This is a genomic window from Hydrogenophaga sp. (genome assembly GCF_018780075.1).
Classification (GTDB): Bacteria; Pseudomonadota; Gammaproteobacteria; order Burkholderiales; family Burkholderiaceae_C; genus Hydrogenophaga.
The window spans coordinates 106,848-129,064 of record NZ_JADMKB010000027.1; the positions used below are offsets into that span (position 1 = coordinate 106,848).

Here is a 22,217-nt window from a genome sequence, read left to right on the forward strand (position 1 = left end):
GGGCGGGGCCGCGGCGCTCAGTTTTTCCTCAGCAGCTTCTTGCGCACCAGACCGATGTTGCTGCGCAGGGCGTACAGCTCGTCGGTGTGCGACAGCGGCACCACGACCTGCTCCACCTTCTCCTCCAGCCGGTCGAGCTGCGCCAGCAGGTCGTCCACCGGCGTGGGTTCGTCCTGGTGGTCCATGTGGCGCTGCTCGATGCTGCGCAGTTCGGCGTACCAGCGGAACACACGCGAGCGGATGCGGAAGGTGTAGAGCGGCGGCACGATGCGCGAGAGGGGCAGGGCCAGGGCGAGGATCAGGCCCATGGCCAGCCACATGCGTTCGACCAGGTTCGCGAGCCAGAAGGGCAGGTAGCGCTGCAGGAAGGGCGGGCCGTTCTTGATGGCGCGCACCGCCTCGGGCGAGATCGGCACCTCGCTGTGCTCCAAGTTCGGGTACTCGCGCGCCCGGCTGAACCAGCTGGCGCCGCCGTGCAGGCCGGTGGCCGTCTGGGCGAAGAGCTGCAGGATCGCCGGGTGGGTCTTGGCGCCGGCGAGCAGGCCGGTGGTCGAGGCCACGAGGTGCATGTCGTGTTCGGGGATGTTCTTCGACAGGTCCACCACGCCCTGCGGCATCACCACGGGCGTGAGGTAGCCGAAGCGCCGCGAATAGGCCTCGCTTTGCGCAAAGTTCAGCAGGTGGATGCCCGGCGACTGCAGCAGCATCTGCACCATCAGCGATTCGGGTGCGGAGGCGAACACCACGGCGTCGACCTCGCCGTTGAGGAAGGCCACCGTGGCCGGCGTTTGCTCCAGTTCGCTGAGCTGGAGCTGCTGCCGGTCGATGCGGTTCACGTCGAGCAGGGTGGTGAACAGGCGTGGCACGCCGCTGCCGGCGGTGCCGACGTTGACGCGCCAGCCGACCAGATCCCCGAGCGACTGGATGGTGGGTTGCTGGCGCAGGCGAAGCGCCGAGTCTTCGCGGTAAAACAGCCAGAGCGGCTCCACGAACAGGCTGCCAAGCGAGGAGATCGACTCCTCGTCGTCGTAGCCGATGTCGGCGCTGCCGCCTTGCACGAAACCCAGATCGGCCTGGCCGGTGCGCAGCAGTTCGAGGTTGGCCGACGAGCCCTGGGAGGGCAGCAATTCCACGGTGATGCCGTAGCGCTTGAGTGCGTCGGCGTAGCGTTTGCCGAACTCGTCGTAGGCGCTCTGGGCCGGGCCGGTGGCGAGCACGACGCGCTTGGGCGGGTTGGGGTCGAGCCACCAGTAGGTGAGCGCGAGCAGCAGCACCGTGAGCAGCGCGAAAGGCCCCACGGATGCCGCCAGGTCGCGCAACGACAGCAGGGTGTAGCGGATGTTGCTGGGCATTCCGCTACCTTAGCATGCGTCCGTCAGCGGCAAGACGGGCCGCGACCCGCGCAGCGGCAACGCGTTTTTCCGCCGGGCCGCCCCAAGGAAAAACAGCCCCCTCGGGGGGCAGCGACCCGCGCAGCGGCGGAGCGTGGGGGCTTGTTACCTCACATCCGGAAGATCTGCACCGATTCCTTCATCACCTTGGCCTGGGCCTGCAGCGAGCTGGCGGCCGCGGCGAGTTCTTCGACCATGGCCGAGTTCTGCTGCGTCACCGAGTCGAGCTGGCCCACGGCCTGGTTGATCTGCGACAGCCCCATGGACTGTTCTTGCGAGGCGCCGGTGATCTCGGCGATCAGGCCGTTGACCTGCTGCACGGCCATGACCACGTTGCCCATGGTCTTGCCGGCGTTGTGCACCAGCTGGCCGCCTTGCGACACCTGGCTGGCCGATTCGTCGATCAGCACCTTGATCTCTTTGGCGGCGGTCGAGGTGCGCTGCGCGAGGCTGCGCACCTCGGCGGCCACCACGGCAAAGCCTCGGCCCTGTTCGCCCGCGCGGGCGGCCTCCACGGCCGCATTGAGGGCGAGGATGTTGGTCTGAAAGGAAATGCCTTCGATCACCTGGATGATCTCGCTGATGCGGCTCGACGAGCGGCTGATCTGGTCCATGGTGGCGATCACCTGGGCCATGGCCTCGTTGCCCTCGCCCGCCACGTTGGCCGCACGGCTGGCCAGCACCCCGGCCTCGCGCGCCGATGTGGCGCTTTGTTCCACCGTGCTGGTGAGTTGCTCCATGGAGGCAGCGGTTTCTTCCAGGCTGCCGGCCTGGGCTTCGGTGCGGGCCGAGAGGTCCTGGTTGCCGTTGGCGATCTCATTGGACGCGACCTGCACACCCTCGACCTCGTGGCGCACGTCGGACACCACAGCCTGCAGGTTGACGTTGAGCTGGTTGAGCGCGCGCGAGAGGTCGCCGAACTCCCCGCCGGCCTGGCTGGCTGTGCGGGCGGAGAGATCGCCGGCGGCCATGAAGTTGGCGAAGGTGACGGCCTGTTCCAGCGGTCCCACCATCATGCGGCGCATGAAGGCGGCCAGGGCCAGCGCCACCACACCGGTGACCCCATAGGCCACCATGTGCCACACCTCGGGCAGGCCTTCGGTGGCGCTTTCCATGAACTGCACACCGAACGCGAGCCCCAGCGTCATGGCGCCGAGCTTCTTGCCCAGGGTCGGGCGCATCCAGCGCTGCAGCTGGCCTCGCAGGCCGCTGCGCACCAGCTGGCCGCTGCGCAGGCCGATCGTGGTCTGGCCCGACTCGGCTTCCGCGCGCATGCGGGCATAGAGGGTCTCGGCCTGTTCGATCTGTTCGCGCGTGGGCTGGGTGCGCACCGACATGTAGCCCACCGGCTGGCCGTTTTGCACCACCGGCGTGGCGTTGGCCATGACCCAGTAGTGGTCGCCGTTCTTGCGCCGGTTCTTCACCAGGGCCGACCAGGGCGAGCCGCTTTGCAGCGTGGCCCACATGTCGCGAAAGGCCTCGGCCGGCATGTCGGGGTGTCGCACCAGATTGTGGTGCTGGCCGATCAGCTCTTCCCGCGAGTAGCCGCTGACGGCGATGAAGGCCGGGTTGCAGTAGGTGATGCGGCTTTGCAGGTCGGTCGTGGAGACCAGGGTGACCCCGCTCGGAATGAGGAACTCTTGGTGGGTGACGGGCAGGTTGGTGCGCATGGCTGGTGATTCCGGTGGAGTTCTTACCTGTGTTTCGTCAGGGGGGACAGTGAACTTGAGTCCGTCTGTCTCAAATTGAGACCGTTCGGAGAATCCAGTCTATGTGCGCCACTGCACATGAAAAAGCCGGAGCAGAGGCCTTATTGACCTGCAGTTCCGGCTCAACACGCCTCGGTGCCGTCAGAAAGACCGCACCGGGGGCGCTCGAAGGCGTGCTTTCGTGTGCGTCCTCAGGGCATCGCCTCCAGTTCGATCACGGTGTAGGCGCCGTTGACCTTGTCGGCCGTGAACCGCACCTTGTCGCCAGCCTTCAATTTGCCCAGCTGCGCCAGGTCGCGCACCTGGAACACCATGGTCATGGGGGGCATCTCCAGGTTGGGGATGTCGCCGTGTTTCAGCGTCACTTTGCCCGCGCCCGCGTCCACGCGGCGCACTTCGGCATCCACCATGGGCAGGCCGCTGGCCGGGGTCGCGGTGGCGGCGGTTGCCGGTGGGGTGACGGCCTGCGCCGCATGGTGGTCGTGGTTCTGCGCCAGGCTGGGCAGGGCGGGGGACAGCAGCGCGAGGGCGAGCACAAGGGTCTTTGACATGGGGTGTTCTCCTGGGAGTGGGGCGGTCATCAGCTGCGGAAATAGGACTGGTAGACGCGGGCGCTGCCGTCGGGCAGCACCAGCACCACGTCGTAGGGGGCTGTGCGGCCGCCGTATTCGGGGCCGTCCATTCCCGGGCTGCCCACCGGCATGCCGGGCACTGCGATGCCGATGGCCTTGGGTTTTTCGGCCAGCAGGCGGCGGATCTCGCGCGCGTTCACATGGCCCTCGACCACGTAGCCGCCGATGAGCGCGGTGTGGCAGGAGCCGAACTGGTCGGGCAGACCCAGGCGCTTGCGCACCGCGGTGTTGCCGGTCTCGAAGACCTGCACCTGGAAACCGTCGCGCTGCAGGTAGCTGATCCAGTCCTTGCAGCAGCCGCAGTTGGGGTCTTTCCAGACCTGCAGCACCGGCAGGTCTTTGACCGGTGGCGTGGCGGCCCAGGCGGGCAGCGCGGTGGCCAGCAGGGCTGGGGCGGCGAGAAGAAGGGAACGTCGTTGCATGGTGTGCTCCATCAGGAAGGGTATGGGGTCAGGCCCGGGGCGCGACGCGGATGGTGCCGCGCATGCCCATCTCGTAGTGGCCGGGAATCAGGCAGGCGAACTCGAAGTCGCCGGCCCGGTTGAAGGTCCAGGTGATGTCGCCGCGTTTCCCGGCCGCCACGTGGGCCATGTAGGGCTCGTCGTGCTCCATGCCTGGGTGCTTCTTCATCATCTCGGCGTGCGCCTGCAGTTCTTCGGGCGTGCCGATCACGATCTCGTGCAGCACCTTGCCCCGGTTGGCCGCGCGCAGGCGCAGGGTCTCGCCCTCGGTGACTTCGAGGTGGCTGGGGGTGAAGCGCATGTTGTCGCTCATGCGGATCTCGATGCTGCGTTTCGCTTCCCTGGGCTCGGCGGCAATGCCCCAGGGCTTCTGTTCCTTCACGACCGGCGCGTTGGCGGCGCCTGCCGCATGGCGGTCGCCGTGGGCGCCGGCCGGGCGGTGGGCCAGCCAGGCGGCCAGTGGGGCCAGGGTCAGCCATTGCTGGAAACGGCGGCGGGTGGTGGGGGTGTGTGTCATGGGTGTTGGGTTCTTGGTGGTGACGTCAATGCTGGTGGCCGCCGCTGCCCTGGGGCTTGCGCACCGTGGCGTTGGGCGGCGCTGCGGGGGTGGGCTGCGCGGTGGTGGCGGGTGACTGGGCGGCCCCGGCGGTGGGCGTGGGCACCTCGCGCGCCTGCGTGCCCGGCGGCATGGCGTACCAGCCCGGGTCGCCGTAGTCACCGGTTTTCTGGTCGGCGCGCACCTTGAGCGTGGTGAACATGCCGCCCATCTCGATGGCGCCATAGGGCCCGGTGCCGGTCATCATGGGGAAGGTGTTGGCGGGCAGCTCCATCTGCATCTCGCCCATGTCGGCCATGCCGCGTTCGCCCATGACCATGTAGTCGGGCGCCGTTTTCTGCAGGCGTTTGACCAGGCTGCTGTGGTCCACGCCGATCATGGTCGGCACGCCGTGGCCCATGGCGCCCATGGTGTGGTGGCTCTTGTGGCAGTGCATGGCCCAGTCGCCCGGTTCGTCGGCGATGAACTCGATCTGCCGCATCTGGCCCACGGCCACGTCGGTCGTCACCTCGGGCCAGCGCGCGGTCTTCGGGACCGGGCCGCCGTCGGTGCCCGTGACCTCGAACTCGATACCGTGGATGTGGATCGGGTGGTTGGTCATGGTGAGGTTGCCGATGCGCACGCGCACCCGCTCCCCCAGCCGCGCCACCAGCGGGCTGATGCCGGGGAAGACGCGGCTGTTCCAGGCCCAGATGTTCTGCTCCAGCATGGTGTTGACCTGCGGCGTCATGCTGCCGGGCTCCACATCGAAGGCGTTGAGCAGGAAGCAGTAGTCGCGCGCCACGGCCTCGATCAGCGGGTGTTTCGCCTTCGGGTGGGTGACCCACAGGCCCATCATGCCCATGGCCATCTGCGTCATTTCGTCGGCGTGCGGGTGGTACATGAAGCTGCCGGGCCGGCGCGCCACGAACTCGTAGACGAAGGTCTTGCCCGGCTGGATCTGCGGCTGCGTGAGCCCGCCCACGCCGTCCATGCCGGCGGGCAGGCGCTGGCCGTGCCAGTGCATGGTGGTGTGTTCGGGCAGGCGGTTGGTCACATAGATGCGGACCCGGTCGCCTTCCACCACCTCGATGGTCGGTCCCGGGCTCTGGCCGTTGTAGCCCCACATGTTGACCAGGAAGCCGGGCGCCATTTCGCGCACCACGGGTTCGGCCACGAGGTGGAACTCTTTCACGCCGTTGGCCATGCGCCAGGGCAGGGTCCAGCCGTTGAGCGTGACCACCGGGTTGTACGGGCGGCCCGCGCCGGTGACGCCGGGGGGTGTCCAGGGCGCGGCGGTGTCGGCCGAGGTCTGTTGCACCGCCTCGGGCAGCGCGGCGAGCGCCACGCGGCTCACACCGGCGGCGGCCACGGCACCGAGCGCGGCGCCGGAAAAAAATTGACGTCTTTGCATGTCAGTGCTTCTTTGTGAGGTCAAGCGACGCGCGAAGCGGTCGGGTCGGAGGACACCGCCGGGCTGGCTTTGCCAGACGGCTGGTGTCGCCCCCTTTGAAGGGGTAGCGCGAAGCGCTGCGGGGGTGCTTCATGTCAGTGTCCTTGGGGGGCGGCGCCGGCGGGCGCCAGGGTGGCGCTGGCGCCGGGGGGCTGGTAGGCCCCGCCGGCGAGCAGCAGTTGCCAGTCGAGGTGGGCGAGCCAGAAGTCGCGGCGGGCCTGGGCGGCCGCGGCCGTGGCGGCCAGGCGTTCGCGGCTGGCCTCCAGCAGGTCCCAGGTGCTTTGCAGCATGCCGTTGTAGCGCAGCAGGGTTTCCTGCTCCAGGGCGGTTTGCAGCGGCAGGATGACCGCGTGGGTCTGCTGCGCCAGCGCGTGCTGCGCCTGCAGGCGGCCCCAGGCTTCGCGCGCGGCCGAGCGCCGGGCCACCGCGGCGCGCAGCAAACCGGCCTCGGCCGACACCGCGCGTTCCAGCCCATGGTCGTTGGCGAGGCGGGTGTCGCGCAGGTTCAGGGGCGCGGCAGGCAGCGTGGTGGCATCCAGGCCGGTGGCGCTTTCCTGCAACGCCCGGTCCCAGGCGGCGCGCTGCGCCGGGGGCGTGGCCTCGATGTCGCGCACCGCGTCGATGCGCTGCAGCGCCAGGGCGGCGTCCTGGGCCAGCACCCGGGCTTCAATGCCTTGGGCGTCGCCCTCCAGCGTCGCGGGTGGCGCCGCCAGCTCAGCCGGCAGGCGCTGGTCGAGTTCGGCCACCGCCTGACCCTGCCAAAGGCCCAGCAGGCGGGCCAGCCGCTCGCGGGCACCCAGCGCGGCTTGTTGGGCCTGCAGCAAGGACGCCGTTTCCCGGGCCTCGGCAAGCTGTTCGCGCAGCAGTCGGGCCTGGCTCCAGCTACCGGCTTGCACCATGCGTCGCCCGAGTTCGGCGGCGCTGCGGGCGGCGTCCAGCCGCGCCTGTTGCAGGCGCTGCGCCTGGCCGGCGGCGACCGCGTCCACCCAGGTGCGGCGCAGCTCGGCCACATGGTTCTGCAGGGCCAGGTGGCGTCCGGATTGCGCCAGGGCGCTGCCGCGGGGGCTGTCCAGCAGCTCGGGCCGCAGGCGCAGCGACTGGCGCAGCGCGTCATTCAGCGACAGCGGGCCGGGTTGGCCGGTGGCCTGGGCCGAGCCGGCGGTGTCACCGGACTCGGCGCGCAGGATGTCGATGTGCCCGCGGGGGAAGGCGGCCACCCGTTCGTTGGCTGCTCGCCACTGCTTCAGCGCCTCGGCCGGGTTGTCCGGCAGGGGCTGTGATGCCACGGGGGCGGGTCGGGCCGGCGCGGTGGCGACGGCCGGGGTGGGGGTGGCGGGGTCGGCGGCGCGCTGCGCTTCGGACACCGCCTGGGCACGGGCGCCCATGAGCGGCAGGGCGAGCAGGCCCGCCCAGGCAAGGCGGTGCAGCAGCGGACGGTGCCGCTGGAATGGGGTCATGGTCATCTCCTGAATTCACAAACCGGTGCGAACGCGGTCCCGCAGGGGGACGCGCGGACGCACCACGGGTGGGTGAGTTCAGGCGATGGGGGGCTTGTGGCCGCGCTGGAGCACGGCGCTGGCGAAGTCACTGTGCTCGGGCGCCACCAGCGCCTGCGGCAGCGGCGCGGCGGCGGGACCTGGGTGGGGGCCGGCGGTCATGGCCGGTCCGTTGCAGACATCGCACAGGGTGTGGGTCTGTTGTTCGTCCGCTGCGGCGTCCACATGACCGCTGGTGTCGGCGGCCGGGGGGTGTTCGGCGCAGTGCGCTGCGGCGTCGGGCGTCGATGGCATCGACATGGCCATGGCGTCACTCGCCCAGCCGCGCAGGGGGAGCAGGGCGATCAGAAAGATGAGCAGCCAGTGACGCATGCAGGGAATGATACCGGCGAGCGTGAGAAGTTCAGTGCGGACGCGACCGGTGGCAACCGGGCGCAACGCCAGGGCGGCGCCAACGCCTGTGGGCCGGTCGTTGAGGAGCCCGGCCACGCCACGGTGATGCCCAGGGGCCATCAGTGCCCCAGGATCTTGGACAGGAAGTCCTTGCTGCGGTCGGTCTGCGGGTGGTTGAAGAACTCTTCGGGCGTGTTTTGCTCGACCACCTGGCCCTGGTCCATGAAGATCACGCGGTCGGCCACGGCCTTGGCAAAACCCATCTCGTGCGTCACACACAACATGGTCATGCCCTGGTCGGCCAGGCCGATCATCACGTCCAGCACCTCCTTGATCATTTCCGGGTCGAGCGCCGAGGTGGGCTCGTCGAACAGCATGATCTTGGGCGTGAGGCACAGCGCGCGCGCGATCGCCACGCGCTGCTGCTGGCCGCCCGAAAGCTGCAGCGGGTACTTGTGGGCGTGTTCGGCGATGCGCACGCGCTCCAGCTGCACCATGGCCTTTTCAATCGCCACGTTGCGCGGCAGCTTGGCCACCCAGGTGGGCGAGAGGATCAGGTTTTCCAGCACGGTGAGGTGCGGGAACAGGTTGAATTGCTGGAACACCATGCCCACTTCGCGGCGCACCTTGTCGACACCCTTGAGGTCGTCGCCGACCAGGGTGCCGTCCACCGTGAGCTTGCCTTGCTGGTATTCCTCCAGCGCGTTGACGCAGCGGATCAGCGTGGACTTGCCCGAGCCGGACGGCCCGCAGATCACGACCTTCTCGCCCTTGGCGAAACTGAGGTTGACGTCGCGCAGCACGTGGTAGCCATTGCTGGCGTACCACTTGTTGACACCTTCGAAATGAATGATGGGGGCTTCTTGTTGGGTCATGAGAGGCTTTCGTTTTTTGGGGTGTTGTTTGTTCAGCGGACCTTGCTCACGGCCGTGCGTTTTTCAACCCAGAGTGAGTAGCGCGACATGGCGAAACAGAACACGAAATAGATCAGCGTGATGAAGAAATAGGCTTCGAGCTTGAACGGGCGCCAGTCGGCATCGGCGTTGAGCGCGAGGGCCAGCGCGCCGGTGAGCTCGTACAGCGAGACGATGGTCACCAGCGAGGTGTCCTTGAACATGCCGATGAAGGTGTTCATGAGCGAGGGCACCACCATCGACAGCGCCTGCGGCAGCACGATCTTGCGTTGCGCCTGCCAGTAGCTCAGGCCCAGGGTGGCCGCGGCCTCGGTCTGTCCCTTGGGCAGGGCCTGCAGGCCGCCGCGCACCACCTCGGCCATGTAGGCGGCCGAGAACAGCGTGATGGCGATCACCACGCGGATCAGCACGTCCACGCTCACGCCCTCAGGCATGAACAGCGGCAGCATGAACGAGGCCATGAACAGCACCGTGATCAGTGGCACACCGCGGATCAGCTCCACGTAGAGCGTGCAGATGGTTCTGATGGCCGGCATGTTGGAGCGCCGGCCCAGCGCCACGAAGATCGCCAGCGGGAAGGCCATGGTCATCGACACCACGGTCAGCATCACGGTCAGCGGCAGGCCTCCCCACTGGTCGGTGTCCACCGCGGTCAGGCCGAGCACACCGCCCTTCATGAGGATGAAATAGACCACGAGCATGGCCACCCAGATGGGCCCCAGCCAACGGTTCCAGAAACGCGGCATGCAGCTGATGCCCACCACGCCCAGCATGAGCGCGGTGGCGATCACCGGGCGCCAGTGTTCGGCCTGCGGGTAGCGGCCCATCACGATCAGGCGGCCCTTTTCGGTGACCACGCCCCAGCAGGCGCCGATGCCGCGCATGTTGTTGCAGGCTTCGAGCTGGGCACCGAACACGGCGTTGAACAGCGCCCAGTCCAGGCTCTTGACCACAGCGAGTATGGCCACCGCCGCCACCAGCAGCGTCATGGCGCTGTTGAAGACGCTGGAGAACAGGTTGATCTTGAGCCAGGCCACGGCGCCAGTGCTCTTGCCCGGCATCGGGCGTGCAGGAATGTTCTGATAAATCTGTTGCATTTCAGCGTTCCTGAATGGCTGCGCTGGCGTTGAACCAGTTCATCAGCGCCGAGGTGATGAGCGAGAGTGCGAGGTAGACCAGCATCACGATCGACAGGGCCTCGATGGCGCGGCCGGTCTGGTTGAGCGTCGTGTTGGCGATCGACACCAGCTCGGGGTAACCCACGGCCACGGCGAGCGAGGAGTTCTTGGTCAGGTTCAGGTACTGGCTGGTCAGCGGCGGGATGATCACGCGCAGCGCCTGCGGCAGCACCACCAGCCGCATCGAATGGCCCTTGTTCAGGCCCAGTGAAGCCGCGGCTTCGTGCTGGCCCAGCGAAACCGAAGCGATGCCCGAGCGCACGATCTCGGCGATGAACGACGCGGTGTACAGCACCAGGCCCAGCAGCAGCGCGGTGAACTCGGGGCTGAACACGGCACCGTTCTCGATCTGGAAGTCGCCCTTCACGGGCAGGTCCCAGCCGGTGGGGGCGCCACCCGCGAGCCAGCCCGCGACCGCGAGTCCGGCGATCAGCGCCAGCGACACCCACAGCACCGGCTTTGGCTGGCCGGTCAGGTCGAAGTGCCGCCGCGCCTTGCGCGAGTACATGACCGAAGCGATCACGCCCAGCACGAGGCCGATGAGCGCCAGCGTCTGTCCCAGCTTCCAGATGGGCCAGGGGAAGGCCAGGCCGTTCTTGCTCAGGTAGAAGTGGCCCACCTGCCAGGCCTCTTCAAAGCTGGGCAGGATCTCGGTGAACACGATGTACCAGATCAGCAACTGCAGGTAGATGGGCACGTTGCGGAAGAACTCGACGTAGCCGTAACAGAGCTTGCGCACCAGGAAGTTGGTGGAGAAGCGGCCGATGCCGATCAGGGTGCCGAGGATCGTGGCCAGCACGATGCCGATGACGGCGACCTTCAGCGTGTTGAGCAGACCGATGGAGAAGGCGGTCCAGTAGGTGCTCATCACGTCGTACGGGATGACGGTTTCGCTGATGTCGAAACCGAACGGCTGACCCATGAAGTCGTAGCCGCTCTGGATGCCGCGTTCGCGCATGTTGCGCAGCGTGTTGCGCACCAGCAGCCAGCCCAGGGCCACCACCGATGCGATGGCGACGATCTGGTAGATGACGCTGCGGCCTTCGCGGCTGTTCCAGGACATCGAGCGCCGTTTTTTGGCGGGCAGCGGCCGCGCTTCAATCATGGGCTGATGGGGCATGGGAGGCAGTTCCAGAATGAAAGGCTAAAAAAACGGCACAAGTGCCCTACGAAACCAGGTTCATAGAACACTTGTGCCTGCGACGGCCAAGTGCCGGTGGTGACGGATCAGCGCAGAGGGGAGGCGTACATGAAACCGCCGGCGCTCCAGAGGTTGTTCTTGCCGCGCGGCAGGTTGATGGCGGTCTTGGGACCGACGTTGCGTTCGAACATCTCACCGTAGTTGCCCACGGCCTTGATGGAACGGGCCAGCCACTCCTTGTCCAGGCCCAGGTGCTTGCCGAGGTCTTCGGTCGAGCCGAGCATGCGGCCGACTTGCGGGTCGGTGCTGGTCTTCATCTGGTCCACGTTGGCCTGGGTGATGCCGTATTCCTCGGCCTCGATCAGGCCGTTGAGCACCCACTTGCTGATGGCGAAGAACTCGTCGTCACCGCGGCGCACCATTGGGCCCAGGGGCTCCTTGGAGATCAGGTCGGGCAGGATCACGTGGTCGGCCGGCACCTTGGCTTCCTTGGCACGGATCGAGGCCAGGCCCGAGGCGTCGGTGGTGTAGGCCTGGCAGCGGCCGGCGAAGTAGGCGCCGGTGGAGGCTTCCAGCTTCTCGAACACCACGGCCTTGATGTTGAGCTTGTTGGCGCGCGAGAAGTCGGTCAGGTTCTTCTCGGTGGTGGTGCCGGACTGCACGCACACGGTGGCGCCCTTGAGTTGCTTGGCGCTGGTGATCTTGCCCTTGTTGACCAGGAAGCCCTGGCCGTCGTAGTAGTTGACGCCCACGAAGTGCAGGCCGAGCGACGCGTCGCGCGAGAGGGTGTTGGTGGTGTTGCGCGAGAGCACGTCGACTTCACCGGATTGCAGGGCGGTGAAACGCTGCTGGGCCGTCAGCGGCACCCACTTGACCTTGGTGGCATCGCCCAGCACCGCGGCGGCCACGGCCTTGCAGTAGTCCACATCGAGGCCTGTCCAGGCGCCGGCGCTGTCGGCGGCGGAGAAACCGGCCAGGCCCACGTTCACACCACACACCAGCTGTCCACGGGCCTTGATGGCGTCCACGGTCTTGCCCGCATGGGCGGGCAAGCTCACCAATGCCGAGGCAGTGCCCAGGCTCAGCACGGCCAGTTTCAGTGCATTCAATTTCATGGTTTCTCCGGTTCTCTGTAAAGGTTGATCGTCAGGTTGCGCCGCACCAGAAAGGGGCGGTTTGCACCCGCAGGGCGACTGTATTCCCGCCCCGTGGGCTGGGACATCGGGGTTTACGTGGGAAAACTATGCGAAGAATGTATGACCGCATCGCTCTACCACCGACCCCGGGTCCGAGACGATCGCATCAGCAGGTTCCATGCCAGCGCCTCCGCCCGGCAACCCGTCCCAAGAGCGACAACCCTGCTGTGCTTTTCGCAGCACCCGACCGTATGCTGTGACCGGAAAACCATCAGGAGACAAGCCGATGCCATCCCCCGCCGTCCCGCCGGTGCCGTCCGCTGCCGTCCGGCCGCACTACCGCTTCTGGCCCAAACGCCTGCCGCACCGCATCACCCCGCCGGCCACCTCGCTCTGGCACAACCTGGTGGTGAGCGCGCAGCGTTACCCCGACAAGCCGGCGCTGGTGTTCTTTGACCGGCGCACCAGCTACCGCGAACTGCTCGAACAGGCCGAGCGCCTGGCGGCCCACCTTCACGCCCGCGGCGTGAGGTCGGGCGACCGGGTGATCCTGTTCATGCAGAACTGCCCGCAGTGGATCGTGGCGCACTACGCGATCCTGCGCGCCAACGCGGTCGTGGTGCCGGTCAACCCGATGAACCGGGCCGAGGAGCTCAAGCACTACATCACCGACCCGGACGTGAAGGTCGCCATCAGCGCGGCCGACCTCGCGGGCGACCTGCTGCAGGCCAACGCCGCGTTGCCCGAGGCGCAGCGCCTGTCGCACCTGGTGGTGGCGCACTACCACGACGCCATCGGCCCGCAGGCCGAGATTCCACCGGCCTGGGGCGACTGGCTGGCCGCGCGCCATGCCGTGCCCGCCATGCCCGGCGGAACGGTGGCCGACTGGGCCGAGGCCCTGGCCTGCACCGAGGCGCCCCCGCTGCACGACCGCCAGCCCGCCGACCTGTGCGTGCTGCCCTACACCAGCGGCACAACCGGTCTGCCCAAAGGCTGCATGCACACCCACGCGAGCATCATGCACAACGCGGTCGCGGGCTGCCTCTGGGCCGGCAGCACCTCGGAAAACGTGTCGCTGGTGGTGGTGCCCATGTTCCACATCACCGGCATGGTGGTGGGCATGCACGCCGGCATCTACATCGGCGCCACGGTGGTGCTGATGCCGCGCTGGGACCGCGATCTGGCCGGACGCCTGATCTCGGCCTGGAAGGTCACCAACTGGAGCAACATCCCCACCATGGTGATCGACCTGCTGGCCAGCCCGCGCTTTGACCAGTACGACCTCTCCAGCCTGCAGTTCATCGGGGGTGGTGGCGCGGCCATGCCGCAGGCCGTGGCGCAGCGCCTGTTTGAGCAGTACGGCCTGCGGTACGCCGAGGGCTACGGGCTGACCGAAACCGCGGCGCCCTCGCACAACAACCCGCCGGACGCACCCAAGCAGCAGTGCCTGGGCATTCCGTTCCTGAGCGTGGAGGCGCGTGTGGTGGACCCGGAGACGCTGCAGGAAATGCCGCAGGGCGAGGCCGGCGAGATCATCATCCGCGGCCCGTCGGTCTTCAGCGGCTACTGGAAGCGGCCCGAGGCCACCGAGGCGGCCTTCATTCAGTTCGAAGGCCAGCGGTACTTCCGCTCCGGCGACCTGGGTCGGGTGGACGAAGACGGCTATTTCTTCATCACCGACCGCCTGAAACGCATGATCAACGCCAGCGGCTTCAAGGTCTGGCCGGCCGAGGTGGAGGCGCTGATGTTCAAGCACCCGGCCATCGCGGAGGCCTGTGTCATCAGCACCAAAGACGGCTACCGCGGCGAGAGCGTGAAGGCCGTGGTGGTGCTGCGCGATGCCGCGCGCGGCCAGACAAGCGAGCAGGACATCGTGGACTGGTGCCGCGAACACATGGCGGTGTACAAGGCGCCGCGCGTGGTGCAGTTCGTCGATGCCTTGCCCAAGAGCGGCAGTGGCAAGGTGATGTGGCGATTGCTTCAAGAGAAAGAACCCTGAATAGACACCCCCCCGCCGCGCTGCGCGCGACCCCCAAGGGGGCGATGCGAGTGGCCCGGCGGAGCCGGTTCCACCGCATCCTGGGTTCAGGCATATTGCGCCGGAAGCTGTCCCCCGCATTTTTCCACGCTTGAACGCAAAACCGCATGGTCACCCCCCTCGCATCGCTGCGCCGCCTCTGGCAACCGCGCCTGCCGCTGTTCTGGCTGGTGGTGGCGCTCAACCTGATGTCGTCGGCGATGACCTCGGCGTTGTACGTGCTGCAGCCTGTCGGGGCGATGCGGCTGCTGCTGACCCTGTTCGCCCTGCTCAATACCCTGGCAGGCTGGTGGCTGCTTGCGCGTCTCTGGCGCGAGACCGCTCCGGTGGAGAAGGGCGAAGGGGCCTGATCAGGCGGTCGGCACGATGTGCCGGTAGGCGTGCCAGGTGGCGTGCCCGATCACCGGGCCGGCGATCAGCAGACCCAGGAACGCGGGCAGCATGGCGATCACGATGATGCCGGTGATGAGCGCGCCCCAGAACAGCATGACCCCCGGGTTCTGCAGGCAGGCGCGGATGCTGGTCAACCCCGCCGACACGGCGTCCACCTGGCGGTCCATGATCATCGGGATGGAGATCACGCTGGTGACGAAGATCAGGCTGGCGAAGACCCCGCCGACCACGCAGTAGGTGACCACGAAGCCGATGTTTTCCGGGTCGAGCAGCATGGCCAGCAGGTTGGCCTTGTCGGGCATGGTGTTGAAGCTCACCGCGAACACCACCAGGGCCGCACGGCCCCACAACATTTCCAGGATCAGCAGCACGCCGGCAAAGATGGCCATGGTGCCGCGCGTCGGCCGCCAGGCTTGCAGCGAGGCGCGCAGGGAAGGGCGGTGGCTGTGTGTCTGCATGGCCTTGCTGGCGTCGTACAGGCCCAGGCACAGGAAGGGCCCCATGAGCAGAAAGCCGGCGCTCAGGGCCAGCAGGTACTCAGGCGCTTTCTGGAACAGCGCCAGCAGCGCGTGGCCCATGGCGAAGAAACACAGGCCGTAGAACAGGCCGATGCGCGGGCAGCGCTTGAAATCGGCCCAGCCCAGCCGGAGCCACTGCAGGGGGGCGGTCAGGCGCAGGGTGGCGAGCGGGAGCGAGAGCACCGACGGGCCGCGCGCGGCCTCGTCGTCCGGTGCCGGGTCGACCGTGTCTGACGGAGCTGGCTCGTCGGCGGCTTCGGCGTGGGCGTGAAGGGGCGTTGCCATGGGTGTCTCCGGTTGAAGGAGAAATATAACCATTGACCAATATCGCCAGCCCCGTGGTTTACCCCATGCGCGGATAGGGTTTTTCGCCGCGCCGGGGGTGGTGCGGCGCGCGGGTGTTCAGTGCGGGGGGCGGGCGGTGTGGTGGCCCGCCGCCCGGCGCGCGGCGCCACCGCCGGCACTGGTGGCCACACTGGCGGGCTCACGCCGCATGTGCAGGGCCAGCGCCGCGTCGAGCGACTGGGTGTGTTTGGCGAACCAGACCGCCAGTTCCCCGGCCATTTCACGCACCTCCGCCAGCCGGCCGGCCTGGGCCAGGACCGAGCCTTCGCGCAACACGTTGAGCACCACCCGGTGCTGCAGGATGTGGTTCTCGGCGGACGCAAACCGGGTCTTGCGCATCCACGCATCCTCGCGGCCAAAGTGCTGCACCGTGTGCTCCACCACGGCGCTCCAGGCTTTCGCCAGGGCTTCGTCGGGCGCGCCCTGGGCGAGCGCGAGCAGGTCGACAAACTCGCGGTGGACCGCGTCCATGGGTTCAAAGTCCAGCAGCAAGGCATCGGACCATTCAACGGTATTCATAGCGGTCTCCTTGGCAATGCCTGCAGCTTGACAGTGCGCGGACGCGGTGGTTTTGATCCAGCGCAGAAACTGCGCGGGCGGTGTGTGGGCGATCAAAATCGGCGCCGGTACACTGCCCGGCCATGACGCGACTTGCCTTTTCACCCCCTTATGTCTCCCTGAGCGGGCTCGATCCAGCCCTCCGTGACTCGGGTTTTGCTCTCGTCAGCGCGAGCGATGTGCAGCGCTGGCTGCACACCGATGCCGACGAACTCCGTGCCTTGCACACGAGCTGGGACGACCTGCCGAGCGACGCCTACCTGATGGACGGCGGCCGCTACCGGCGCCGTCGCCACAGCTGCTTCGTGGTGGATGGCGGCGCGGTCCAGCAGGTGCCGCACCGCGCGCACTGGCAGCCGCTGGAATACAACGCCCTGCACGGCGGCATGCAGCGCTGGTTCGAGCCCATGGACCCGGCCGTGGTGGCGACGCCGCTCTGGCATCGCCTGCTGGGCACGGTGGGGCAGACGGTGTCGGCGCTGCGCGGGGAGCGGCCCTGGTTCGTGGAGGCGCACCCGTTCCGCATCGACACCACCGACGGCATCGGGCGGCCCACGCCCGAGGGCGCGCACCGCGACGGGGTGGACCTGGTGGCGGTGTTCATGCTCGGGCGCCACCGCATCAAGGGCGGCGAGAGCCGGGTGTTTGACGCGCACGGCCCCGGTGGCCAGCGCTTCACGCTCACCGAGCCGTGGTCGTTGCTGCTGCTGGACGACGAGCGTGTGATCCACGAGAGCACGCCGATCCAGCCGGTGGCACCTGGCGAACTCGGCTGGCGCGACACGCTGGTGCTGACCTACCGCCGGGACGGCTTCCAGGGCGGCTGAGCCGCGCCGAAAAGGGCGCTGTTCCAGGGCCTTCACCGCGCCCTTCAGCGGCCGCGCCCCGTGACCGGGACAATGCGCTTGGTGGCCTGTGCGTCCGCTCGGGCGCCCCACCACCGAGAGAGGATGTTTGATGCTTTCATGGCCCACGCTCGTGCCGTTCGCCGCCGCTGCCCTGCTGGGGGGCGCTCTCATGGGGACGCCCGGTACCGCGCTTCTGGCGGTGTGTGCGCTGGCCCTGATCGGCGCGGTGATCGCGGCGGTGCATCACGCCGAGGTGGTGGCGCACCGGGTGGGTGAACCCTTCGGCACCTTGGTGCTGGCGGTGGCCATCACCGTGATCGAGGTCGCGCTGATCGTCTCGATGATGCTCGCCGGGGGTGAGGGCAAAGCCACCTTGCCCCGCGACACCATTTTTTCAGCGGTGATGATCATCAGCACCGGCGTGGTGGGCTTGTGCCTGCTGGTCGGTGGCCTGCACCACCACGAACAGACCTTCCAGCTCGATGGCGCCAACTCGGCGCTGGCCGCGCTGGTGGCACTCGCCGGCCTGTCGCTGGTGTTGCCCACGTTCACCACCAGCGCGGGTGTGGGGCTCTACACCGTGTCGCAGCTGGCGTTCGTGGCGGTGTCGTCGCTCGTGCTGTGGGGGGTGTTCGTGTTTGTGCAGACCGTGCGGCACCGCGACTATTTCCTGCCGCCCACCAACGCGTCGAACGAAGACGTGCATGCCGAGCCACCGACCCCTGCACAGGCCTGGACCAGCTTCGGCCTGCTGCTGGTGTCGCTGGTGTCCGTGGTGGGTCTCGCGAAACAGCTGTCGCCCACCATCGAGTCGGGCGTGGCCGCCATGGGCGCGCCCAAGGCGGTGATCGGCATCGCCATCGCGCTGCTGGTGCTGCTGCCCGAGACCTGGGCGGCGGTGCGCGCCGCGCGCGCCGACCGCCTGCAGACCAGCATGAACCTGGCCCTGGGCTCGGCCCTGGCCAGCATCGGCCTCACCATCCCGGCGGTCGTGCTCGCGTCGGTGCTGCTCGACCTGCCGCTGGTGCTGGGCCTCGCGCCCAAAGACCTGGTGCTGCTGATGCTCACCTTCCTGGTCAGCACCATCACGCTGGCGACGGGACGGACCAATGTGATGCAGGGGGCCGTGCACCTGGTGCTGTTCGCGGCCTTCCTGTTTCTGTCGCTGGTGCCTTGAGGGGAGGCACCCCCACCGCGCTGCGCGCGACCCCCTCAAGGGGGCGGCACTGGCCGTCTGGCAAGGCCAGCCCGGCGGTGCCCTGGGCGGCATGGGTTCATGCGCAGTGAGGGTGCTCCGGCACCACAGAAGCGATACGGCTTCGCCTTTGAACGGCTCACTGCATTGGCTCGCCTTAACGTTTGATGCGTTCCCGTGCGCCTTCGGTTGTGGGGCCTGCCTGTGCCGTGCCAGGGCGCCCGGCGGCGCGTTCGTCCGCATAGTGACGGATGTGCTCCGGCAGGCGCGCCAGCAGCCAGCGCAGCGCCATGGGCACGATGATCAGGTCGTCGAGCACGCCGATCACCGGCAGCACATCGGGAATCAGGTCGACCGGCGACACCAGGTACAGCACCACGGCAGCGGCGCCGCCCTTGAGCCAACCCGGCGCCTGCGGATGGCCCAGCGCGAACCACAGGCGACGCACATCACCCTTGACCACCACCCACAGCACCGACACTCGTTTCCACATGGCGTTTCTCCTGTAGAGCGCACACAACACACCGAATCACCACCCGGCCAGGCCGGGTGGTCACTGCACAGTGTGGGGGCTGAGACCGCCCATGCAAGAGCGGGTTCCCTGTCGCGGACCGGCGGTGGACCAACCCGTGCGAAAAGTCCGATTCCGTTGTTCAGCCTGTGTTCACAGATCCACTTCCGGTGCGAAATGTCTGAGCCGTGAACGCGGCGGAACCGGCTCCGCCGGGCCGCACCGCGTTGCCCCCTCGAGGGGGTCGCGCGCAGCGCGGCGGGGGTGCTTCGCTACCTCCTGACTGCGTTGGGGAAATACATCGCGGTGAGGCTGCGGCTGTGCACCGGCGAAAAGTTCTCGCCCACGGTCGCGGCGCCGCTGCCGTAGCGCCGCCATTCGCGCACCCAGTACAGGTGGTCGCAGACCTCCAGCAAGCCGATGGTTTCCCGGTCGCCGATCAGGATGCCGTGGGCGCGCAGCGCCAGCCGCTGCTTCGCGTCACGCAGCCGCTGCAGCGTGGCGTGGGTGACGCCGAACTCGCCGTCGCTCACCACCAGCAGGTCGGCCTCTTCCCAGCCGGCGGTCTGCACCAGTTCGATCGCGCGTTCGATCGGTGTCTGCACGTCGGTGCCGCCGTCGAAGCTCTGGCCCATCAGGTCGAGCAGGTGCTCCAGCCCGGTGGCGTCGAGCGTGAGGTCGCGCTCCAGCAGTTCGCTGGGGCCGCCAAAGGCCAGCAGGCGGCAGGGGCGGCGCCCGGCGTGGGCGCTGCGCAGGGCCTGCAGCACGCAGGCCTTGGCCACGTTCTCCGGCGCGTCGCGCATGGAGCCCGAGGTGTCGAGGCAGACGATCAGCGGGCCGCGCCCGGCGTGCGTGGGCACCTGGCGCCGGGGTTGCTGGTCGGGGCGGGGCAAGGGGCGCGGCGAGGTGTCGCGGGCGCGGTCGTCGTAGCTCAGCAGCTGGGCCTCGGCAAACCGCGCGCGCCACAGGCGGCGCAGGGTGGGGTGGGTGAGGTTCAGGCTCTCGCTGCCGGTCATGCGCGCGAGCTGGCGCGAGCGGCGCACGCCGTCGATGGCGGTGGGCTCGGGCCGGCGCTCTTCTTCGTCGGCGGGGTGGCGCGCCGCGGGGGCCTGTGGTGCCGGGTCGGGGCGAGCGCTGACCGCGGGCGGCTGCCGGTGGTCGGTCTCGCGGCGGCCCACGCTGTCGATGAAGGCGGCGAGCGTGGGCAGGCGCTGCAGCAGTTCGCCGATGCGGCGCGCTGCCTGCCACTCGCGGCGGTGCAACTGCCCCGCCAGGTCGTCCCAGCGCAGGTGCGCCAGGTCGCCCAGCGATTGCAGCAGGGCCAGCACCTCGTCCCAGCCCTGGCGCTGCACGTCCCAGGTCTCGCGGAAGCCGGCGGTCATGCGCACGATGGCTTGCGCCCGGGGTTCGTCCACCGGTCGGTCGATCAGGCTGTCGAGGTGCCAGAGCAGGCTTTGCACCACCTGTTGGGTGAGCGGGGGGCTCTGGCGGGTGAGGGTCAGCAGGTCGAGCTCGGCGAGCAGCGGGCGCAGCGCCTGTGTGGCGGTGGCATCACCGAAATCGTGCGCCGGATCGGGCAGGGCGCCGTCCAGCAGCGCGCGGACCCAACACACCAGCTCGGGCAGGCGGCGCGGCGCCTCGCCGCTGCTGCACACCACGGCCCAGCGCCAGAGCTCGCGCGGGAGCTCGTCGAGAGGGTGGTAGGGCGCATCGGGTGGGGGAAGCGCCTCAGCGGGGCCGCTGACCGGAGGGGCGTCAGCGCGAGCGCCCTGCGGTGGCGAGCGGCCGGCCGACCCGCCCGCTGGGGCCGAGCCGGTCGTTGCCGTCACGGGGTTTCCCAGTGCACGGGCGGTGGCGCCACCGGGGTGGCGCCGGCGTCCACCGGCAGCGCCGCAAAGCCGTGGCGCGTGGACTGGTGCTGCGCGCAGAGCACGGCGAGCTGGCCGCAGCGTTCGGCGTGCACCGCCTCGATCTGCAGCAGCCAGGACGGCGGCAGCCAGGCGTGCGCGCGGGCCTGGCCCAGCACCGCGTGGGCCTGGGTCAACCGTTCGTTGTGCAGCGCCATCAGTTGCTCCAGCAGCGCGTCGCACTGCGCGACGCGCGCGTCGATGTGCACCGGGCTGTAGCGGCGCTGGGCGCGTTCGCTGGTGATGCGCAGCATCTCGCTCTCTTCGCCGGGCCGGGTGATGGCACGCGCCAGCGCCAGCTTGCCCGCGCTGTCGTCCTGCGCGTCGGGCGGGGTGCGGCGCTCGGTGTCGAGCTGCTGCTCGAAGGCCATCACGGCGCGCTCCAGGCCGTCGATGGGCTGCGGCGCGGTGTGCGCCACCGCGTCGAGAAAGAACCGCGTCCAGCCGGGCACATGGGCCGGGTCGGCCGCCAGCACATACGGCAGCACCCAGAGGTCCCATTCGCCCACGGCCGGGGCGTCGCCGCTGGCGGCCTGCCATTGCAGCAGCGCCACGAGCTGTCGCCAGCGGCGGTCGGAGACCGCCTGGCCCGACGCGGCGGCGTGTTGCCGCGCCCGCAGCAGCACATCCAGGGCGCCGTCGCCCAGCGGCAGCGTCGCCGCGCGCTGGCGAAGCGCCTCGATCTGTGCCAGGTCGATCAGGGCCTCGGCGGGCACCGGGCGGTCGTCGAAAGCCTCGGCCTGCAGCAGCGCCGCGAAGTGGTCGTCGTCCACCGGCTGCACCGGCACGCGCAGCAGGAAGCGGTCGTAAAAGGCGAGCAGGCTGTCGTCCTGCGGCTGCTCGTTGCTCGCGCCGACCAGGCACACCAGCGGCACCGGCACGCGCTGGCTGCCGTTGTCGAACTGGCGCTCGTGCAGCAGGCCGAGCAGGGTGTTGAGGATGGCCGAGTTGGCCTTGAACACCTCGTCGAGAAACGCCACCTCCGCGCCCGGCAGGTAGCCCTCGGTCAGGCGCTCGTAGCGGTCGTTTTCCAGCGCGCGCAGCGACAGCGGGCCGAACAGCTCTTCAGGCACGGTGAAGCGCGTGAGCAGGCGCTCGAAATAGTGCGCGCCCGGCAGCAGCCGCTGCAGCCGCCGGGCCAGCTCGCTCTTGGCCGTGCCCGGCGGGCCGAGCAACAACACGTGCTCGCCCGCCAACGCCGCCAGCAACAGCGCGCGGGCCGCCACGTCTCGCTGCAGCAGGCCGCGCTCCAGCTCGGCCAGCATGGGCGCCCAGGTGGCGCTGGTGGGGTGTTCACGCGTCATGGGATGCGGCAAAAATTGAAAGTTAAAGGGCGCCAGTGTTTCCGGCACCAGCGCCGCAGTCAAGACAAGTCGCACAGCGGCAAAAAACAGTCTCCGGAGCGCGGGCACCCGCCCAGGATGCGGCGGAACTGGCTCCGCCAGGCCGCTCGCATCGCCCCCCT

General features: G+C 68.7%; 21 protein-coding genes. 4 read left to right on the forward strand and 17 right to left on the reverse strand.

The window, feature by feature from the left end; translation table 11 throughout:
• Window positions 1–17: 17 nt before the first annotated feature.
• The 12 genes from IV088_RS06515 to IV088_RS06570 form a co-directional block, all read right to left on the reverse strand.
• Entirely contained in the window at window positions 18–1,352 is a 1,335-nt protein-coding gene (locus IV088_RS06515) for a TAXI family TRAP transporter solute-binding subunit (protein ID WP_291099381.1), read from the reverse strand.
• Window positions 1,353–1,501: 149 nt separating this feature from the next.
• The gene (locus IV088_RS06520; RefSeq protein WP_291099383.1) at window positions 1,502–3,061 is read right to left on the reverse strand and encodes a PAS domain-containing methyl-accepting chemotaxis protein; all 1,560 of its coding nucleotides are present in this window, start codon (window positions 3,059–3,061) and stop codon (window positions 1,502–1,504) included.
• A gap of 230 nt (window positions 3,062–3,291) precedes the next feature.
• The gene (locus tag IV088_RS06525; protein WP_291099386.1) at window positions 3,292–3,651 is read right to left on the reverse strand and encodes a copper-binding protein; all 360 of its coding nucleotides are present in this window, start codon (window positions 3,649–3,651) and stop codon (window positions 3,292–3,294) included.
• Between the two features lie 29 nt (window positions 3,652–3,680).
• The gene (locus IV088_RS06530) at window positions 3,681–4,154 is read right to left on the reverse strand and encodes a DUF411 domain-containing protein (RefSeq protein ID WP_291099389.1); all 474 of its coding nucleotides are present in this window, start codon (window positions 4,152–4,154) and stop codon (window positions 3,681–3,683) included.
• A 28-nt stretch (window positions 4,155–4,182) separates the two neighbouring features.
• The gene (locus IV088_RS06535) at window positions 4,183–4,710 is read right to left on the reverse strand and encodes a cupredoxin family protein (protein ID WP_291099392.1); all 528 of its coding nucleotides are present in this window, start codon (window positions 4,708–4,710) and stop codon (window positions 4,183–4,185) included.
• Window positions 4,711–4,735: 25 nt separating this feature from the next.
• A complete protein-coding gene (locus IV088_RS06540) occupies window positions 4,736–6,142 on the reverse strand; it encodes a copper oxidase (protein ID WP_291099394.1) in 1,407 nt (468 codons plus the stop codon).
• 134 nt (window positions 6,143–6,276) lie between these two features.
• Entirely contained in the window at window positions 6,277–7,638 is a 1,362-nt protein-coding gene (locus IV088_RS06545; protein ID WP_291099397.1) for a TolC family protein, read from the reverse strand.
• A 78-nt stretch (window positions 7,639–7,716) separates the two neighbouring features.
• Complete coding sequence (locus IV088_RS06550) at window positions 7,717–8,049, reverse strand: hypothetical protein (protein WP_291099400.1); 333 nt, start codon at window positions 8,047–8,049, stop codon at window positions 7,717–7,719.
• Window positions 8,050–8,189: 140 nt separating this feature from the next.
• Entirely contained in the window at window positions 8,190–8,945 is a 756-nt protein-coding gene (locus IV088_RS06555) for an amino acid ABC transporter ATP-binding protein (protein WP_291099402.1), read from the reverse strand.
• A 32-nt stretch (window positions 8,946–8,977) separates the two neighbouring features.
• On the reverse strand, window positions 8,978–10,081 hold the full coding sequence (locus IV088_RS06560) for an amino acid ABC transporter permease (RefSeq protein ID WP_291099404.1): 1,104 nt from the start codon (window positions 10,079–10,081) through the stop codon (window positions 8,978–8,980).
• Window position 10,082: 1 nt separating this feature from the next.
• Window positions 10,083–11,282 (reverse strand): amino acid ABC transporter permease, encoded by a 1,200-nt coding sequence (locus IV088_RS06565; protein ID WP_291099407.1) that lies wholly within the window; start codon window positions 11,280–11,282, stop codon window positions 10,083–10,085.
• Between the two features lie 107 nt (window positions 11,283–11,389).
• Window positions 11,390–12,418: an amino acid ABC transporter substrate-binding protein gene (locus tag IV088_RS06570; RefSeq protein ID WP_291099409.1), complete on the reverse strand. Its 1,029-nt coding sequence runs from the start codon at window positions 12,416–12,418 to the stop codon at window positions 11,390–11,392.
• A gap of 307 nt (window positions 12,419–12,725) precedes the next feature.
• Between IV088_RS06570 and IV088_RS06575 the strand changes: the two genes are divergently transcribed.
• Window positions 12,726–14,438 carry a long-chain fatty acid--CoA ligase gene (locus IV088_RS06575; RefSeq protein ID WP_291099412.1) on the forward strand — a complete coding sequence of 571 codons (1,713 nt, stop codon included), beginning with the start codon at window positions 12,726–12,728 and terminating at the stop codon, window positions 14,436–14,438.
• A 146-nt stretch (window positions 14,439–14,584) separates the two neighbouring features.
• A complete protein-coding gene (locus tag IV088_RS06580) occupies window positions 14,585–14,827 on the forward strand; it encodes a hypothetical protein (RefSeq protein ID WP_291099415.1) in 243 nt (80 codons plus the stop codon).
• Here IV088_RS06580 and IV088_RS06585 read toward each other — a convergent pair whose 3' ends face one another.
• Window positions 14,828–15,673, reverse strand: a complete 846-nt coding sequence (locus tag IV088_RS06585; protein ID WP_291099418.1) for a DUF2189 domain-containing protein — start codon at window positions 15,671–15,673, stop codon at window positions 14,828–14,830.
• Window positions 15,674–15,790: 117 nt separating this feature from the next.
• Window positions 15,791–16,252 (reverse strand): hemerythrin domain-containing protein, encoded by a 462-nt coding sequence (locus tag IV088_RS06590; RefSeq protein WP_291099421.1) that lies wholly within the window; start codon window positions 16,250–16,252, stop codon window positions 15,791–15,793.
• Between the two features lie 122 nt (window positions 16,253–16,374).
• Between IV088_RS06590 and IV088_RS06595 the strand changes: the two genes are divergently transcribed.
• A complete protein-coding gene (locus IV088_RS06595) occupies window positions 16,375–17,118 on the forward strand; it encodes a 2OG-Fe dioxygenase family protein (RefSeq protein WP_291099424.1) in 744 nt (247 codons plus the stop codon).
• 130 nt (window positions 17,119–17,248) lie between these two features.
• Window positions 17,249–18,316: an ionic transporter y4hA gene (locus IV088_RS06600; RefSeq protein ID WP_291099426.1), complete on the forward strand. Its 1,068-nt coding sequence runs from the start codon at window positions 17,249–17,251 to the stop codon at window positions 18,314–18,316.
• A 175-nt stretch (window positions 18,317–18,491) separates the two neighbouring features.
• Here the strand turns inward: IV088_RS06600 and IV088_RS06605 are convergent, their stop codons facing one another.
• The 3 genes from IV088_RS06605 to IV088_RS06615 all read right to left on the reverse strand — a co-directional run bounded on the left by IV088_RS06605 (window position 18,492) and on the right by IV088_RS06615 (window position 22,056).
• Window positions 18,492–18,827: a YkvA family protein gene (locus IV088_RS06605; protein ID WP_291099430.1), complete on the reverse strand. Its 336-nt coding sequence runs from the start codon at window positions 18,825–18,827 to the stop codon at window positions 18,492–18,494.
• Between the two features lie 290 nt (window positions 18,828–19,117).
• Window positions 19,118–20,674: a VWA domain-containing protein gene (locus IV088_RS06610; protein ID WP_291099433.1), complete on the reverse strand. Its 1,557-nt coding sequence runs from the start codon at window positions 20,672–20,674 to the stop codon at window positions 19,118–19,120.
• Complete coding sequence (locus tag IV088_RS06615; RefSeq protein ID WP_291099435.1) at window positions 20,671–22,056, reverse strand: AAA family ATPase; 1,386 nt, start codon at window positions 22,054–22,056, stop codon at window positions 20,671–20,673. Before IV088_RS06615 ends, IV088_RS06610 begins: the two co-directional genes overlap by 4 nt.
• Window positions 22,057–22,217 lie beyond the last annotated feature (161 nt).